Raw genomic sequence first — 16,330 nt, forward strand, 5'->3', positions numbered from 1 at the left:
GAGGCTCCCAGCCGGGCTCCCAGCCGGGCTCCCAGCCGGGCTCACAGCCGGTCCACCACCTTGGCGAGCAGCACGCCCATGCGGGCGGCCGTCGCCCGGCCCACCTGGAGGACCTCCTCGTGGTCGAGCGGCTCGCCGGACAGCCCGGCCCCCGGGTTGGTGACCAGGGAGATGCCGAGCACCTCGACGTTCGCCTCGCGGGCGGCGATGGCCTCCAGGACGGTGGACATGCCCACCATGTCGCCGCCGAGCGTGCGCAGCATGCGGATCTCGGCCGGGGTCTCGTACGTCGGGCCCCTGAAGGCGACGTAGACGCCCTCGGCCAGGGTCGGGTCCACCTCGCGCACCAGCGCGCGCAGCCGCCTCGAGTAGACCTCGGTGAGGTCGATGAACGTGGTGCCGGTGATCGGGTTGGCACCGGTCAGGTTGATGTGGTCGCTGATCAGGACCGGGTCGCCGACGTTCTGCGTCTCTGGCCGCAGGCCGCCGGCCGCGTTGGTGAGCACCAGCGTGCGTACGCCGGCCGCCGCCGCCGTGCGTACGCCGTGGACGACCGCGTCGACCCCGAGCCCCTCGTACAGGTGGGTGCGACCGAGGAAGATCAGCGCGTGCCGGCCGGACGGGGTGCGCACGACGCGGATCTTGCCGCCGTGCCCGGCGACGGCGGGGGCGCGGAAGCCGGGCAGATCGGTGAAGGGGATCTCGCTCACCGTCTCGCCGAGCGCGTCGGCGGCGGGCACCCACCCCGACCCCATGACGAGCGCCACGTCGAGCGGCACGTCGAGCTTGTCGAGGCCCGCGGCGCTGCGCAGCGCCGCGGCGGCCTCACTGGCCAGGGTGTATGCGTCTTTGGTCACCTTCAGTAGTTTAGGAGCAGCCTGTCCAGTACCCGCACGCCGAACTGGAGGGCGTCCACCGGCACCCGCTCGTCCACGCCGTGGAACATCGAGGCGAAGTCCATGTCGGCGGGCAGCCGCAGCGGCACGAACCCGAACCCGCGCACGCCGAGGTCGGCGAAGAAGGTCTTGTTGTCGGTGCCGCCCGACATGCAGTACGGGATCGCCCGCGCCGCCGGGTCCTCGGCCTTCAGCGCCGCGATCATCGACTCGACCAGCGCCCCGTCGAACGAGGTCTCCAGCGCGATGTCGTGGTGCACGAACTCGCGGCGCACCTTCGGCCCGAGCAGCCCGTCGACGGTCTTGAAGAACTCCTCCTCGTGCCCCGGCAGGAACCGCCCGTCCACCACGGCCGTGGCCTGGCCGGGGATGACGTTCGACTTGTAGCCGGCGCCGAGCTGGGTCGGGTTGGTGGTGTTGCGCAGCGTCGCGCCGACGAAGCGCACCAGCGGCCCGATCTTGTCGAGGATGGGCTGCGGGTCGTCCTCGTCGAACGGGATGCCGAAGGCGTCGGCCACCTCGGTCAGGAAGCGGCGCACGGTCTCGGTGTAGGTCAGCGGCCAGTCGTGGGCGCCGATCCTGGCCACCGCCTTGGCGACCTCGGTGACGGCGTTGTCGTCGTTCAGCATGGAGCCGTGGCCGGCGGTGCCGTCGGCGATCAGCTTCATCCAGGCCAGGCCCTTCTGGGCGGTCTCGATGAGGTAGAGCCGCAGCGACGGGTCCACCTCGAGCGAGTAGCCGCCGACCTCGCTGATCGACTCGGTGACGCCCTCGAACAGCTCGGGGTGGTGCGCGGTGAGATATTTGGCGCCGTACACGCCGCCGGCCTCCTCGTCGGCCACCCAGGCGAAGACGATGTCGCGGCGCGGCCTGACGCCCTCGCGCTTGAAGCGGCGCAGCACGGCCAGCATCATCGCGTCCATGTCCTTCATGTCCACGGCGCCGCGGCCCCAGATGTAGCCGTCGCGCACCTCGCCCGCGAACGGGTCGACCGACCAGTCGGCGGCGTTGGCCGGCACGACGTCGAGGTGGCCGTGCACGAGCAGGGCGGGCAGCGAGGAGTCGGTGCCCTCGACGCGGGTGATCACGTTGCCGCGGCCGGGCTCGCTCTCGATGTACGTCGGCTCGATGCCGACCTCGGCCAGCCTGGCCATGACGACCTCGGCGGCGGCGCGTTCACCGGGGCCGCTGCCGTCGCCGTAGTTGCTGCTGTCGGCGCGGATCAGCTCCACGCACAGGTCGGCGACTTCCCTCTCAGCAGGGGTCATGGTGTGTTCTCCCAACGGTGGTCGAGCGTGAGCAGTCCGGACTTGTGGAGGTGACCGCGCTTGTAGGCGCGGGTGATCAGGGTGAGGTCGACGTCGGTGATCTCGTCGTACCGGCCGACGACGCCGGTCATGAAACGGTAGAGCGCCGCCTCGTGCGCCGCCACGACCTGCACGATGAGGGAATGCGTGCCCGTGGTCGCGGCGCAGTAACGGACGTCGGGGTGCGCGGCCAGTTGCCGGCCGACCCGGTCGAGGCCGTGGGGGCGGGCCTTGAGCCAGAGCATGGCCTCGACCTCCAGGCCGAGCAGCGCGGGCTCGACCTCGGCGCGCGGCAGCAGCAGCCGCCGCTCGATGAGCGAGGTGACCCGCCTGCGGGCGGTCGGCACGGAGATGTCGAGGCGCTCGGCGACCGCGGTGAACGCGATGCGCCCGTCGCCGGCGAGCAGCTCGGCGATCTCCTGCTCCAGCGGTGTCAGGCCCTCCTCGTCGGGCGGCGGCTCCGGCTCCGACTCGGGGAGCGGGCCCGGCCGCAGCTCGGCGACCTCGCGCTCGGTGAGGAAGGGGGCGTGCCACTCGGCGACGGTCCTGAACGTGTGCAGCACCACCTGGGTCTGCGTCTGCAGCACGCCGTCGATGCCGGTGACCTGGGAGGACAGGATGTGGTGCAGGTCCTCCCTGGTGGGGGCGACCAGCTCGCAGCCGATGTCGGCGGCTCCGGTGAGCGCGTAGACCGAGCGGGTGTCGGCCCGGCCGGCCAGCGCCTTGGCCACCTCGGGCACGGTGCCGGGACGCACCTGGACGTGCAGGTGCACGGGACGGCCGTGGCCGGTGCGCAGGTCGTCGTAGATGGCGGTGACGCGGACGACGCCGTCGGCGATCAGCCGCTGCAGCCGCCGCGCGACCGTGCGCTCGTGCTCGCCCACGGCCCGGCCGAGCTCGCCCCACGACGCTCGGGGGCTGACTTGCAGGGCGGCGACGAGGCGCCGGTCGAGAACATCCACCTAGGGCCGTTTCTATGTCTGGTTTGTAAATGTTTGCCGAGATATTTGACTGTTTCGGTCGTCCGAATGCACAGTAAGCCATCTCTGCAGTTGTCAGCAAAGGAGCCCACGTGGCGACCTCCCCGGTGGCGCAATCACCACTCGGCATCCCCAAGAGCCGTGTCCGCCAGCTCACGGCGGCCAGCATCGGCAACGTCGTCGAGTGGTACGACTGGTACGCCTACAGCTTCCTCGCTCCCATCTTCTCCGCCCAGATCTTCGCCGAGAGCTCGGGCAACAGCCTGGTGCCGCTGCTCAGCTCGTTCGCCGTCTTCGCCGTGGGCTTCTTCATGCGCCCGCTCGGCGGCCTGGTGGTCGGCGCGTTCGCCGACCGCTACGGACGTAAGGCCGCGATGACGTTCACCATCATGCTGATGGGCGTCGGCTCACTGATCGTCGGCCTGACCCCCACGTACGAGTCGGTCGGCCTGCTCGCGCCCGTCATCCTGACCCTGGCCAGGCTCATCCAGGGCCTGTCGGTCGGCGGCGAGTTCGCCGCCGCCACCACGTTCCTCGTCGAGTCGGCCCCGCACGGCCGCCGCGGCCTCTACTCGAGCTTCCAGTACGTCAGCACCACCATCGGCCAGCTGCTGGCCTCCGGCCTGGCCGCCCTCCTCGCGACCCTCCTGATCGAGGCCGACATGGACTCCTACGGGTGGCGGATCCCGTTCTTCGTGGGCGCCCTGCTCAGCCTCGTGGGCCTGTGGATCCGCAGGGGCGCCGACGAGACCTCCGCCGTCGCCGGCGAGATCCAGAGCGGCAAGGCCGAGCGGCCCAAGATGTTCGAGTTCCTCAGGAACTACCCGAGGTCCGCGGCCACCATCGTGGGCATCACGATCGCCGGCACCGTCGCGTACTACACGTGGACCACGTTCCTGCCGACGTACGCGCAGATCACCGTCGACTTCGACGTGGCGGACTCGCTGCAGATCGGCACGATCTCGCTGGTCTTCTTCATGATCCTGCAGCCGCTGCTCGGCATGCTGTCCGACAGGATCGGGCGCAAGCCCATGCTGATCACGTTCGGCATCGGGTTCGTCGTGCTGCCGGTGCCGATGCTCGGGCTGCTCACCGACGCCTATGCGAGCCTGCTGGTCGTCCAGCTCATCGGCATGGTCTTCCTCGGCTGCTTCACCTCGATCTCGGCGGCGGTCAACGCCGAGCTCTTCCCCACCCGGGTGCGGGCGGCGGGCGCCGGCTTCCCGTATTCGCTGACCGTGGCGATCTTCGGTGGCACCGCGCCGCTGATCGGGACGGCGCTGAAGGACGCGGGCAACCCGGGGCTCTTCCCCTGGTATATGTCGGCGCTGGCGCTGATCTCGACCCTGGTCTACCTCTTCGTGCTCAGGGAGACCAAGGACAAGCCGCTCAGCTAACCGCCGTAGGAGGTGCAGGGGCGCTCTCGCAGCTCTTTGACGTAGTCGTCGGGGGCGCCCGCCCGCTCGGCGGCCTCGGCCAGGCTGCCGAGGTAGCGGGCCGACGGCAGGCCGCCCTCGTAGCCGTCGAGCACGTAGAACCAGGCCACGACCTCGCCGTCGAGCGTCTGCACGCGCAGCCGCACCTTGTGGTAGGCCCCGCGTACGGCGCCCTCCCACTGGTCGAGCGAGGTCTCCTCCCACTCGGGCACGTCGTAGAGCACCACGAAGACGTGCTCGTCGGGATCTTCGACGATGGTGGCGACCGCGCCCTCCCAGGCGAGGTCCATGCCGCCGAACGTCAGGCGCCAGCCCGGCAGCCATCCGACGCCCCTGATGGGGGAGTGCGGGGCACGCATGGCCATCTGCTCAGGGTCCATGTTGCTGCCGTAGGCGGCGTAGACAGGCACAGCTGACAAGAGTAGCGCTTGAGACCGCGCCCCGTTTCGACCTCGGGCCGGGGCATGCGGGACAATGGGTGACGTGACGAGGATCGTGATCATCGGCGGCGGACCAGGCGGCTACGAGGCGGCGCTGGTGGCCGCTCAGCTAGGCGCGCAAGTCACGATGGTCGAGCAGGACGGCCCCGGCGGCGCGTGCGTGCTGACCGACTGCGTGCCGTCCAAGACCCTGATCGCGACCTCCGTGCGTAAGCAGGCGCTGCTCGACGCCCCCTCCTTGGGCGTGTCGTTCTCCGGCGGGCCCGACGGCGACGCCGGCACGGTGGGCGTCGATCTGCCGCTGGTCAACAAGCGGGTCAAGGAGCTGGCGCAGGCGCAGTCGGCCGACATCGCGACGCGGGTGGAGGCCGAGGGCGTCGAGATCATCAGGGCACGGGGCCGGCTGGTCGATCCGCAGGTGGTGCGGGCCGGCGACCGGACGATCAGGGCCGACGTGGTGCTGGTGGCCACCGGGGCGACGCCCCGGGTGCTGCCCGGCGCCGAGCCCGACGGCGAGCGCATCCTCAACTGGCGTCAGCTCTACGACCTGGAGGAGCTGCCCGAGCACCTCATCGTCATCGGGTCCGGGGTGACCGGCGCCGAGTTCGCCGGGGCCTACCGGTCGCTGGGGTCGGAGGTCACGCTGGTCTCCAGCCGCGACCGCATGATGCCCAACGAGGACGCCGACGGCGCCGAGGTGCTCGAAGAGGTCTACCGGCGGCGCGGCATGAACGTCATGGGCCGTTCGCGGGCCGCCTCCGTCAAGCGCACCGCCGACGGCGTGGTGGTGACGCTGGAGGACGGCCGCACCGCCGAGGGCTCCCACGCGCTGATGACGGTCGGCATGGTGCCCAACACCTCCGGCATCGGCCTGGAGGAGGCCGGGGTGCAGCTCGACAGGGGCGGCTTCATCAAGGTCGACAAGGTCTCGCGCACGTCCGCGCCCGGCGTCTACGCGGCCGGCGACTGCACCGGCGTGCTGATGCTCGCCTCCGTCGCCGCCATGCAGGGGCGCATCGCGGTGTGGCACGCGCTGGGCGAGGCCGTGCAGCCGCTGCGGCTGGCCACGGTGGCCTCCAACATCTTCACCGATCCCGAGATCGCCGCGGTCGGCGTGGCGCAGCGGGCCATCGAGGCGGGCGAGATCGAGGCGAACGTGGTCAAGCTGCCGCTCGCCACCAACGCCCGCGCCAAGATGCAGGGCTTCAACGACGGGTTCGTGAAGGTGTTCTGCCGGCCCCACACCGGCATCGTGCTGGGCGGCGTCGTGGTGGCGCCGCGGGCCTCCGAGCTGATCCTGGCGGTGTCGGTGGCGGTGCAGCAGCGGCTGACCGTCGACCAGCTCGCCCACACGTTCGCGGTCTACCCGTCGCTGTCGGGCTCGATCACCGAGGCCGCCCGCCGCTTGATGCAGCCGGGCGTGTCCATCTAGCCGTCCCGCGCTCCACCGGGGCGCTCGCACAGGCCGAGGCAACCGCCTCGGCCTTCTTCTTTGCGCCTTCCTACGGGCTTGCACCGTTGACGTTTGTTGGTATGGACAGCAAACTAATTCACGAGTTTGGCGCCCGCGTTGAAGGAGCTTCCATGCCCTATCGCCCTCCCTTGGTCGCGCACGAGTACTTCGTCGCGGACCCGCCCGAGTTGCCGGTCCGCGAGCGGGGTGAGGGCGGCCTGTCGGCGCTCGCCTCGGCGGAGCTGCTCGCGGCCGACGGTGCGGAGGTGCTGCTCAAGGCGGTGACCACGGCCCAGGAGACGCTGGTCGTGCAGGTCGGCGTGGCGGGCGAGGGCGTGATCAGGGTCAGGCTGTCGGAGGACGCGACCGCGCGCCCCCGCTCGGAGGGGGCGATCGCGCTGGTGACGCCCGGCACGTACGCCGAAGCGCGAGCAGTGACCGAGCCGGCCGAGCCGATCGTGATCGACGCGGGACCGCTGCGCGCCGAGATCGGCCTGTCGCCCTGGCACCTGCGCTTCACCGATGCCTCCGGCGCCACGCTGGTCGAGCAGGACCGCGGCCATACCGACATCAGCGGCCGGCTGCGCACGCTGCCGTTCGGCCGCTCCCGCGCCGCGGGCACCCCGGTGGCCTACCACGAGAGCTTCGCCGCCGCGCCGGACGAGGCGTTCAGCGGGTTCGGCGAGTCGTTCACCCGGCTGGACAAGCGCGGCCAGCGGCCGGTGATGTGGAACTTCGACGCCTTCGGCGCCGAGTCGCAGCGGGCGTACAAGAACGTGCCGCTCTACCTGTCGAGCCGCGGCTACGGCGTGCTGGTGGACAGCGGCGCGCCGGTGGAGTTCGACGTGTGCCAGTCCACGCACAGCGTCGTGCAGATCGTGGTGCCCGACGACGTGCTCGACTACTACGTGATCGCCGGACCGACGCCGCCCGAGGTGCTGGAGCGTTACGACCGGCTGACCTGCCGGCCGTCGCTGCCGCCGAAGTGGGCGTTCGGCACGTGGATCTCGTCGGGGTTCTGCGTGGACAGCCAGGAGCGGGTGCTGGCCAGGGCGCGCACGATCAGGGAGCGCGGCATCCCGTGCGACGTGCTGCACCTGGACACGTACTGGCAGACCGACGGGCACTGGTCGGACCTGCGGTGGGACGCGAAGAACTTCCCCGACCCCGAGCGCATGCTGGCCGAGCTGGACGCGATGGGGTTCAAGGTCTGCCTGTGGATGAACCCGTACGTCTCGCATCTCAGCCCGATCTTCCGCGAGGCCGCCGAAGCCGGATATTTCCTGAAGAATCAGGCGGGGCTCGTCTACGTCGCCGACTGCTGGCACGGCTCCTTCCCCGCCTGCGGCATCGTCGACTTCACCAACCCGGCCGCCGTCGCCTGGTTCACGGACCTGCTGCGCCCGCTGCTGCGCCAGGGCGTGGCCGCGTTCAAGACCGACTTCGCCGAGGGCGTGCCCGCCGACGCGGTCGCCTTCAACGGCATGTCGGGCACCGACCTGCACAACGTCTACACGCTGCTGTTCAACGACGTCGTGGCCGAGGTCACCCGCGAGGTCAACGGGCACGACCTGGTGTGGGCGCGCTCGTCGTACCTGGGCGGGCAGCGCCACAGCGCCCAGTGGGGCGGCGACACCTACACCAGCTACGCCGCCATGGGCAGCACGATCAGGGGCGGCCTCGCGCACGGCCTGTCGGGGGTGCCGTTCTGGAGCCACGACGCCGGCGGCTTCACCGGCCGTCCGACCGACGACCTGTACGTCCGCTGGACCCAGTTCGGCGCGCTGTCGCCGCTGCTGCGCCTGCACGGCACGACCACCCGCGAGCCGTGGGAGTTCCCCGCCGTCGAGGCGGAGGCGGTGGCCGCGCTCAGGCTGCGCTACCGGCTCATGCCCTACCTCTACTCGGCGGCCGTCGAGGCCGCGCGTACGGGGGCGCCGATGATGCGGGCGCTGTGCGTCGACCACCCTGATGACCCGGTGGCCTGGCAGGCCGACCTGGAATACCTGCTCGGCCGCGACCTGCTCGTGGCCCCCATGACCGCGCCGGACGGCGTCAGGCAGGTCTACCTGCCGCACGGCCGGTGGGTGGACTACTGGACGGGCGAGGTGCTGGAGGGCGCCCGTTACGTCCGGATCGGCAGGCCGCTCGACCAGATCCCGCTCTTCGTCCGCTACGGCGCGCTCATCCCGGTCCAGGAGGAAGGGGACACGGTGGACGTGCCGCCCGAGATCACGCTCGTCGCCTTCGGGGGCGGCGACGGCACGGTCCACATCCACGACGCCGACGGCCTGACGGTCGCGGTCGCCACCAGGGACGGCGACGAGCTGCGCGTCGCCGTCACCGGCCCGAAGCGCGTCACCGGGGTGGACATCGTCCCGGTGGCCGGAGCTCCCGCGCGGGCCGTCATCTCGTAACACCCCCTGGAGGGATCATGGTCAGATCACGAGGCGCGGCGGTGCTGGCCGCCGCCGTGCTCGCCCTGTCGGCACTGTCGGCCTGCGGCTCGGGCGGCTCGGAGAGCCCCGCCCCGAGCGGCACGGAGCCGCGCGTGCTCAAGCTCTGGCACTACGAGAGCGCCGAGAGCGCGATGGGCAAGGCGTGGGCCGAGGCGATCAAGAAGTTCGAGGCGTCGCATCCGAACGTGAAGGTCGAGTTCGAGGAGAAGGGCTTCGAGCAGATCCAGAAGACGGCGAGCATGGTGCTCAACTCGGATGAGGCGCCCGACCTCATGGAGTACAACAAGGGCAACGCCACGTCGGGGCTGCTGTCGAAGCAGGGCCTGCTGACCGACCTCAGCGAGGAGGCCACCAAGCGCGGCTGGGACAAGCTGCTGCCCGGCGGCTTGCAGACCACCGCCAAGTACGACGACCGCGGCGTGATGGGCTCCGGCAAGTGGTACGGCGTGCCCAACTACGGCGAGTTCGTGATGGTCTATTACAACAAGGACCTCTTCGCCAAGCACAAGGTCGAGGTGCCGACCACGTACGAGGAGTTCACCGCCGCGCTGGACACCTTCGTCAAGGCCGGGGTGACCCCGCTCGCGAACGCCGGCGCCGAGTACCCGGCGCAGCAGATCCTCTACCAGCTCGCGCTGACCAAGGCGCAGAAGCCGTGGATGGAGGCGTTCCAGCTCTACAAGGGCAAGGTCGACTTCCACGGACCCGAGTTCACCTACGGCGCGCAGACCTTCGCCGACTGGGTGAAGAAGGGCTACATCGCGAAGAACTCGGCCGGACTCAAGGCCGAGGACATGGGTGTGGCCTTCATGAAGGGCGAGTTCCCCATGGTGATCAGCGGCAGCTGGTGGTACGGCCGCTTCGCCTCGGAGATCAAGGACTTCGAGTGGGGCCACTTCCTGTTCCCCGGCGCCGCCATGTCGCCGGGGTCGAGCGGCAACCTCTGGGTCGTGCCGGAGAACTCCGAGAACAAGGACCTCGCGTACGACTTCATCGACATCACGATGAGCAAGGACATCCAGAACCTGCTCGGCAACTCCGGCGGCGTCCCCGTGGCGGCCGACCCCGGTGCGATCACCGACGAGAAGAGCAAGGAGCTCATCGAGACCTTCAACAAGCTGACCGCCGCCGACGGCCTGGCCTTCTACCCCGACTGGCCCGCGCCCGGCTACTACGACGTGCTGGTGGCCGGCGTCCAGAACCTCATCAACGGCAGCAAGACCCCTGCCCAGGTGCTGGACGAGATCGCCGGGCCGTACGAGGACAACCTCGCCGACCTGGGCAACTAGATGAGCGTTCGCACGGGCGCGAGCTCCGGCAGGCGGGGCTACTGGCTCTATCTGGTGCCCAGCCTGCTGCTGTTCCTCGCCGTCATCGTCGTGCCGTTCGTGATGAACGTCGGGGCGAGCTTCACCCGCTGGTCGGGGGTGGGCACGCCGCGCTGGATCGGGCTCGACAACTACACGCGGCTGCTGGCCGACGAGCGGTTCTGGGAGTCGTTCCAGCACAACGTGGGGCTGATCGTGGCGATGGCGATCGTGCCGACCGCGATCGGGCTGGTGCTGGCGGCGGCCCTGTTCGACTACATCGGCAGGAGGTTCGGCACCCGCACGGCCTCGGCGCTGCGCGCGATGTACTACCTGCCGCAGGTGCTGCCGGTGGCGGTGGCGGGCGTGGTGTGGGGCTGGATGCTGCACCCCTCGTACGGCGCCGTCAACCAGATGCTCGGCCTCGACCTCGACTGGCTCGGCGACCCCGACCTGGCGCTGGCCACGGTCATGGGGGTCATGGTGTGGTTCCAGCTCGGCTATCCGGTCGTCATCTTCATGGCCGGGCTGCAGCGGGTGGACCCGTCGTACTACGAGGCGGCCGAGATCGACGGGGCCTCGTGGTGGCGGAAGTTCTGGCACATCACGATCCCGCAGATCCGGCCGGAGATCTTCGTGGTGCTGCTGACGTGCACGATCGCGGCGCTGAAGGTGTTCGGGCCGATCTTCGTGCTGACCAGGGGCGGGCCCGGCAACGCGACGATGGTGCCGTCGTACTTCTCGTACCTGAACTTCTTCCAGAAGAGCAACGTCGGCTACGGCTCGGCGATCGCCACCGTGCTGGCGCTCATCATCATCGTGGTGACGTTCCTGTTCCTGCGGGTGCAGGAGCGTGAGTCATGAGGGGCCCCGGGCGGTGGGCGGTGCTGTTCGCGCTCGTCGTGCTGGCCGTGGTGATGATCTTCCCGTTCGTCATCGTGGCGATGAACGCGATCAAGTCGCCGGCCGAGTACAGCTCGCAGGGGCCGCTGAGCCTGCCCGACGGGCTCTACCTCCAGGGCATCGTGGACTTCTGGAACCGGGCGGAGTTCGGCACCAAGCTCTGGAACAGCTTCCTGATCAGCGCGTCCGTGGCGGTGCTCGCGGTCGTGCTGTCGGTGCTCAACGCGTACGCGCTGGGCATCGGCCGGGTGAAGGGCCGGCTGTGGATCCTCGTGCTCTTCCTGGTGGCCAACACGCTGCCGCAGGAGTCGCTGGCCTACCCGCTGTACTACCTGGCCAAGGCCGCCGGCCTGTACGACACCCAGCTCGCGGTGATCATCGTGATGACCGTGATCCAGGCGGCGTTCGGCACGTACCTGCTGAGCGCGGTGCTGGGCCAGTTCCCGAAGGAGATCCTGGAGGCGGCGGCGATCGACGGCGCGGGGCGGCTGCGGGTGCTGCTGAGGATCGTGGTGCCGATCAGCCGGCCGACGATCAACGTCCTGCTGATCTTCTTCTTCATCTGGACCTGGAACGAGTTCTTCCTGCCGCTCATCTTCCTGATCTCCAACGACACCCAGACCGTGCCGGTGGCGCTCGGGATCCTGCAAGGGGAGCGGTACATGGACGCCACCATGTCCAGCGCGTCGGCGCTGCTCGGCGTGCTGCCGGCGGTCGCCTTCTTCCTGATCTTCCAGCGCACGCTGACCCGAGGTGTGACGGTCGGCGCCATCAAGTGATGGAGACACCAAGATGCGAAGAGTCCCGTTATTAGCCACCCTCACCCTGGCCGCGTCCCTGCTCGCCGCGCCCGCCCAGGCGTCGCAGAACCACCCCTTCCAGGATCCGGCACTCCCGCTCGGCCAGCGGGTCTCCGACCTGCTCGGCCGGCTCACGCTGGACGAGAAGCTCAGCCTGCTGCACCAGTCGCAGCCCGCGATCCCCCGGCTCGGCATCGGCTACCACAAGAACGGCACCGAGGCTCTGCACGGCGTCGCCTGGTCCAACCACCTCGACGACAACTGGAACCAGAAGTTCGCGAGCGGCACGGTGTTCCCGCAGGCCGTGGGCCTGGCCAGCACCTGGGACCCGGAGCTGGTCAAGCGGGTCGGCTCGGCCGTGGGCGACGAGGCGCGCGGCTACAACGCCACCGACCCCGTCCTGTGGGGGCTGCAGGTGTGGGCGCCCGTGGTCGACCTGCTGCGCGACCCCAGGGCCGGCCGCAACGAGGAGGGCTACTCCGAGGACCCGCTGCTCACCGGGGCCATGTCCACCGCGTACGGCAAGGGCCTCCAGGGCGACGACCCCTTCTACCTCAAGACCGCGCCCGTGCTGAAGCACTACCTGGCCTACAACAACGAGACCGACCGCAGCCTCACCTCCTCCAACCTGACGCCCAAGCTCAAACACGAGTACTACGAGCCGGCGTTCAAGGCGGCGATCTCGGCCGACGCGGCGACCGGGGTGATGGCGTCGTACAACCTGGTCAACGGGCGGCCCAACCACGTCAACCCCGACCTGGACACCGTCGTCAGGTCGTGGACCGGCAAGACCCTCTACAACGTCAGCGACGCCTGGGGTCCGCACGCGCTCACCGACCTGGAGCACTACTACGAGGGCAAGCCCGAGGCGTTCGCGGCCGTGCTCAAGGCAGGGCTCGACAGCTTCACCATCGACGGCAGCGACATCGGGCCGCTGGTCACCAACCTCAAGGCGGCGCTCGACCAGGGTCGCATCACCGAGGCGGACGTGGACAAGGCCGTCGGGCGGGTGCTGTCGATCAGGACCAGGCTCGGGCACTTCGACCCGGACGGCGGGCCGTACAAGAAGATCGGCGCCGAGGTGATCAACAGCGCCGCCAACCAGAAGCTGAACCGCGAGACCGCGGCGAAGGCGGCGGTGCTGCTGAAGAACTCCGGCGTGCTGCCGCTGGGCAGGCCGAAGTCGGCGGCCGTGGTCGGGCCGCTGGCCGGGAAGCTGTACCGGGACTGGTACTCGGGGCAACTGCCGTACCAGGTGACGCCGCTCGACGGGATCAAGGAGCGGGTGCCCGGCGTGACGACCGGCGAAGGGCTGGAGCGCATCGCGCTCAAGCACGTGGAGAGCGGCAAATACCTCACCGCCACCGGCACCGGGCCCGACGACAACGCCGCACTCACCGACACCGCGCCCACCGCGGCCTCCCAGTGGGACCTGACCGACTGGACCGGCGGCGTCTCCACGCTGCGCAACGCCGGCAACGGCCGGCTGCTCGGCGGCGACTGGCGCTCGCTCGACACCGACGACGCCGAGCCCGACGGCTGGTACGTCTCCCAGCAGTTCGCCATGGAGAAGCAGCCCGGCGGCGCCTACCTCATCAGGTACGCCGGCTACGAGACGGTCGAGAGCTGGTTCGCGCTGCCCGACGCGTACGTGGGCGTCACCCCTGAGGGCACGCTCGGCCTGGTGCCCAAGGCGCAGGCCGCCGCGTTCGCCAAGGAGGTCGTCTCCGACGGCATCGCCGAGGCCGCGGCGCAGGCGAAGAAGGCGCAGGTCGCGGTCGTGGTGGTGGGCAGCCACCCGTTCGTGGCGGGCCGCGAGTTCCACGACCGCGACACGCTGAAGCTGGGCGAGGGCCAGCGGCGGCTGATCGACGCCGTGCGCAAGGCCAACCCGCGCACCGTGGTCGTGCTGGAGACCAGCTACCCGGTCATCGTGGACGCGCCGACGCTGCTGTGGACCACGCACGCGGGCGCCGAGACCGGGCACGCCATCGCCGACGTGCTGTTCGGCGACGTCAACCCGGGCGGGCGGCTGCCCCAGACCTGGCCGGCCGGCGACGACCTGCCGGACCTGCTGGACTACGACCTGGTCAAGACCGGCATGACGTACCTCTACAACAAGGACAAGCCGCTCTACGCCTTCGGCCACGGCCTCAGCTACACCACGTTCGGCTACCAGGGCCTGCGCGTGCGGGGCGACACGGTGAGCGTGAAGGTGACCAACACCGGCAAGGTGACCGGCGACGAGGTCGTGCAGCTCTACACCCACCAGCGCGGCTCGCGCTTCGCGCAGCCGGTCAAGCAGCTGCGCGGCTTCCAGCGGGTGACGCTGAGGCCGGGGGAGAGCCGTACGGTGAGCTTCCCGTTGAAGAAGGCGGACCTGGCCGTCTGGGACCACACTCGGGGCAGGTGGACGGTCGAGAAGGCCACCCACGACGTGCTCGTCGGCTCCGCCTCCGACCGCATCCGGCAGTCCACGACCCTGCGCGTCTCCGGCGAGACGGTGCCCGTGCGCGACCTCACCAAGCCGACCAGGGCCATGGACTTCGACGACTACGCGGGCGTCGCCTTCGCCGACGAGAGCAAGGTGAGCGGCGAGGTCGTCGAGGGCTCGGCCGGCGACTGGCTGGCCTTCACCCGCGCGGCGTGGGGCTCTCGGCTCACGGCGTCGGTGGCCTCGACGGGCGGCGGCTCGTTCGAGGTGCGGCGCGGCTCGCCGACCGGCGCGCTGCTCGCGACCGTGCAGGTGCCCGCCACCGGTGGGACCTACCGGTACGCGGACGTGACCGCGACGGCGAAGGCGGGCTCAGGCGACCTGTACGTGGTGTTCAAGGGCGACCTGCGGATCAAGGACTTCGCGTTCACCAGGTCGTGATCAAGGTTCGGCAGACTCTGCGATCTCCCAAAGGAAGGTAACTCCATGCGGAAGATCGCAGTAGCCGCCGTGGCGGCCATGACCGTGTCCATGGCCGCCACCCCTGCCTTGACGACCCCCGCCCTGGCCGCCCCGGCAGACCCGGTCAAGGCACTCCAGAAGACGCTCAAGCCGGGCAAGGGCGTCACGTTCCGCGACGCCACGTCCCTGGTGAACGACTCCGGGACCACGACGTTTTTACGGCGCACCGGTAAGTGGCAGTTCGGCAAGAGGGGCATCGCGGCCTCCGACATCACCGCCCAGGTCAAGAAGTACTCGGGCGGCGTCTTCAACCGCCTGTACGCCGTGGACGGCGGCCGTACGATCTGGGTCGGCGGGAAGAGCTGGACCACGCACAAGGTCGACGTGTTCAGCCCCGGGGACGGCACGTTCGCCAAGGAGCCGCTGGGCTCGACCGGCTCCTACACGGGCAGCTACGGGCAGCTCGTGAACCCGGCGGAGCCGGCCACGCTGAAGGTCCTGCTCAAGGGCAAGAAGAAGGGCCGCACGTACTCCGGCAAGATCGGTTACGCCACGCTGCGGAAGGTGTCGCCGTGGTTTCGGGCGAGCATGCCCTTCGGCGGCGGGGCGGGGGACGCCGTGCTGACGTACGCGCTCACGCTTGGCCCCGACAGCCTGCCGCGCAAGCTCGTCACCTCGCGCCAGGCCGTCGACAACGTGCCCACGGACGGCCGGTTCCAGATGGTGACCACCTACACCGGGTGGGGGTCGAGGGTGAGCGTCGCGCCGCCGGCGAAGAGCCGGATCCGTTAACGACTTGCACACCGCTGGATAGTGGTGTTATCTAATTTGCAGGTAGTACTGCTATCCAATGGGGGCTCTCGTGACATTGATCGTTCTGCTGGTCGCCACGCTGGCGTTCAGGGGGCTCGGCGCGCTCGGCGTGGGCCGGTTCGGCACGTGGCGGGTGAGCGCGGCGCACGGGCTGGCCGTGATGCTGGTCATGACGGCGAGCGCGCACTTCGTCCCGGCCGGGGTGACCTTCATGCCCAACTACGGGGACATGGTGGCCATGGTGCCGCCGTTCGTGCCGTTCCCCGGGTTCGTGGTGTATCTGACCGGGGTGCTGGAGCTGGCCGGGGCGGCCGGGCTGGTGCTCGCCCGCTTCAGGCGGCCCGCGGGCATCTGCCTGGCGCTGCTGTTCGTCGGGCTGCTGCCGGCCAACATCTACGCCGCCATCGCCGGCACCTCGATCGCCTCGCCGCTGGTCGAGCGGATCCCCGAACAGCTCGTCTACATCGCGATCGCGTTGTGGGCGGCGCTCGGCGCGCGCTCGGAACGGCCTGTGAGCAGTGTTCCTGTCGCTGGTTAATTCGTCGTCCATCCAAACTATTGACCGTCGGTGCGCGGGTGTGTGAGCCTTCTTGAAAAGCTCATGCGCGAAGGCGCGGCGACGGTCAGGGTCTCGCATTCT

The 16,330-nt window shown here is 69.9% G+C and carries 13 protein-coding genes; 9 read left to right on the forward strand and 4 right to left on the reverse strand.

The features are described 5' to 3' along the window. Window positions 1-41 precede the first annotated feature (41 nt). Genes AB0K12_RS01965 through AB0K12_RS01975 form a run of 3 tightly spaced genes read right to left on the reverse strand, consistent with a single transcriptional unit; the run spans window position 42 to window position 3,165 of the window. Window positions 42-857 (reverse strand): purine-nucleoside phosphorylase, encoded by an 816-nt coding sequence (locus AB0K12_RS01965; protein ID WP_364554998.1) that lies wholly within the window; start codon window positions 855-857, stop codon window positions 42-44. A 2-nt stretch (window positions 858-859) separates the two neighbouring features. Further along, complete coding sequence (locus AB0K12_RS01970; RefSeq protein ID WP_364554999.1) at window positions 860-2,164, reverse strand: M20/M25/M40 family metallo-hydrolase; 1,305 nt, start codon at window positions 2,162-2,164, stop codon at window positions 860-862. Beyond that, window positions 2,161-3,165 carry an Lrp/AsnC family transcriptional regulator gene (locus tag AB0K12_RS01975; RefSeq protein WP_364555000.1) on the reverse strand — a complete coding sequence of 335 codons (1,005 nt, stop codon included), beginning with the start codon at window positions 3,163-3,165 and terminating at the stop codon, window positions 2,161-2,163. Before AB0K12_RS01975 ends, AB0K12_RS01970 begins: the two co-directional genes overlap by 4 nt. 110 nt (window positions 3,166-3,275) lie before the next feature. On the opposite strand from AB0K12_RS01975, the gene AB0K12_RS01980 reads away from it, so the two are divergent. Continuing rightward, window positions 3,276-4,580 (forward strand): MFS transporter, encoded by a 1,305-nt coding sequence (locus tag AB0K12_RS01980; protein ID WP_364364948.1) that lies wholly within the window; start codon window positions 3,276-3,278, stop codon window positions 4,578-4,580. Here AB0K12_RS01980 and AB0K12_RS01985 read toward each other — a convergent pair. Further along, entirely contained in the window at window positions 4,577-5,029 is a 453-nt protein-coding gene (locus tag AB0K12_RS01985) for a gamma-glutamylcyclotransferase (RefSeq protein WP_345396149.1), read from the reverse strand. The two genes, AB0K12_RS01980 and AB0K12_RS01985, sit on opposite strands and share 4 nt — an antisense overlap. Before the next feature lie 73 nt (window positions 5,030-5,102). Between AB0K12_RS01985 and AB0K12_RS01990 the strand changes: the two genes are divergently transcribed. The 8 genes from AB0K12_RS01990 to AB0K12_RS02025 all read left to right on the forward strand — a co-directional run bounded on the left by AB0K12_RS01990 (window position 5,103) and on the right by AB0K12_RS02025 (window position 16,228). Continuing rightward, on the forward strand, window positions 5,103-6,491 hold the full coding sequence (locus tag AB0K12_RS01990; protein ID WP_364555001.1) for an NAD(P)H-quinone dehydrogenase: 1,389 nt from the start codon (window positions 5,103-5,105) through the stop codon (window positions 6,489-6,491). Window positions 6,492-6,643: 152 nt separating this feature from the next. Next, window positions 6,644-8,929, forward strand: coding sequence for a TIM-barrel domain-containing protein (locus tag AB0K12_RS01995; RefSeq protein WP_364555002.1), 2,286 nt, complete (start codon window positions 6,644-6,646; stop codon window positions 8,927-8,929). Between the two features lie 17 nt (window positions 8,930-8,946). After that, window positions 8,947-10,260 (forward strand): extracellular solute-binding protein, encoded by a 1,314-nt coding sequence (locus tag AB0K12_RS02000; protein WP_364555003.1) that lies wholly within the window; start codon window positions 8,947-8,949, stop codon window positions 10,258-10,260. Continuing rightward, window positions 10,261-11,142, forward strand: a complete 882-nt coding sequence (locus tag AB0K12_RS02005; protein WP_364555004.1) for a sugar ABC transporter permease — start codon at window positions 10,261-10,263, stop codon at window positions 11,140-11,142. It abuts the gene before it with no gap. Beyond that, on the forward strand, window positions 11,139-11,960 hold the full coding sequence (locus tag AB0K12_RS02010) for a carbohydrate ABC transporter permease (RefSeq protein ID WP_364555005.1): 822 nt from the start codon (window positions 11,139-11,141) through the stop codon (window positions 11,958-11,960). Before AB0K12_RS02005 ends, AB0K12_RS02010 begins: the two co-directional genes overlap by 4 nt. A 13-nt stretch (window positions 11,961-11,973) precedes the next feature. After that, window positions 11,974-14,856: a glycoside hydrolase family 3 C-terminal domain-containing protein gene (locus tag AB0K12_RS02015; protein WP_364555006.1), complete on the forward strand. Its 2,883-nt coding sequence runs from the start codon at window positions 11,974-11,976 to the stop codon at window positions 14,854-14,856. Window positions 14,857-14,901: 45 nt separating this feature from the next. Next, complete coding sequence (locus AB0K12_RS02020) at window positions 14,902-15,669, forward strand: hypothetical protein (protein ID WP_364555007.1); 768 nt, start codon at window positions 14,902-14,904, stop codon at window positions 15,667-15,669. A gap of 70 nt (window positions 15,670-15,739) precedes the next feature. Then, window positions 15,740-16,228: a hypothetical protein gene (locus AB0K12_RS02025; protein ID WP_364555008.1), complete on the forward strand. Its 489-nt coding sequence runs from the start codon at window positions 15,740-15,742 to the stop codon at window positions 16,226-16,228. Window positions 16,229-16,330: the final 102 nt, after the last annotated feature.

The sequence above is a fragment of the Nonomuraea sp. NPDC049419 genome (assembly GCF_040676995.1).
Taxonomy (GTDB): Bacteria; Actinomycetota; Actinomycetes; order Streptosporangiales; family Streptosporangiaceae; genus Nonomuraea; species Nonomuraea salmonea.

Excerpts from the sequence above, each read along its gene's own strand:
- AB0K12_RS01970 (WP_364554999.1), bottom strand. The coding sequence starts at position 2,164 with ATGACCCCTGCTGAGAGGGAAGTCGCCGACCTGTGCGTGGAGCTGATC.
- AB0K12_RS01995 (WP_364555002.1), top strand. The coding sequence starts at position 6,644 with ATGCCCTATCGCCCTCCCTTGGTCGCGCACGAGTACTTCGTCGCGGAC.
- AB0K12_RS02000 (WP_364555003.1), top strand. The coding sequence starts at position 8,947 with ATGGTCAGATCACGAGGCGCGGCGGTGCTGGCCGCCGCCGTGCTCGCC.
- AB0K12_RS02005 (WP_364555004.1), top strand. The coding sequence starts at position 10,261 with ATGAGCGTTCGCACGGGCGCGAGCTCCGGCAGGCGGGGCTACTGGCTC.
- AB0K12_RS02010 (WP_364555005.1), top strand. The coding sequence starts at position 11,139 with ATGAGGGGCCCCGGGCGGTGGGCGGTGCTGTTCGCGCTCGTCGTGCTG.
- AB0K12_RS02015 (WP_364555006.1), top strand. The coding sequence starts at position 11,974 with ATGCGAAGAGTCCCGTTATTAGCCACCCTCACCCTGGCCGCGTCCCTG.
- AB0K12_RS02020 (WP_364555007.1), top strand. The coding sequence starts at position 14,902 with ATGCGGAAGATCGCAGTAGCCGCCGTGGCGGCCATGACCGTGTCCATG.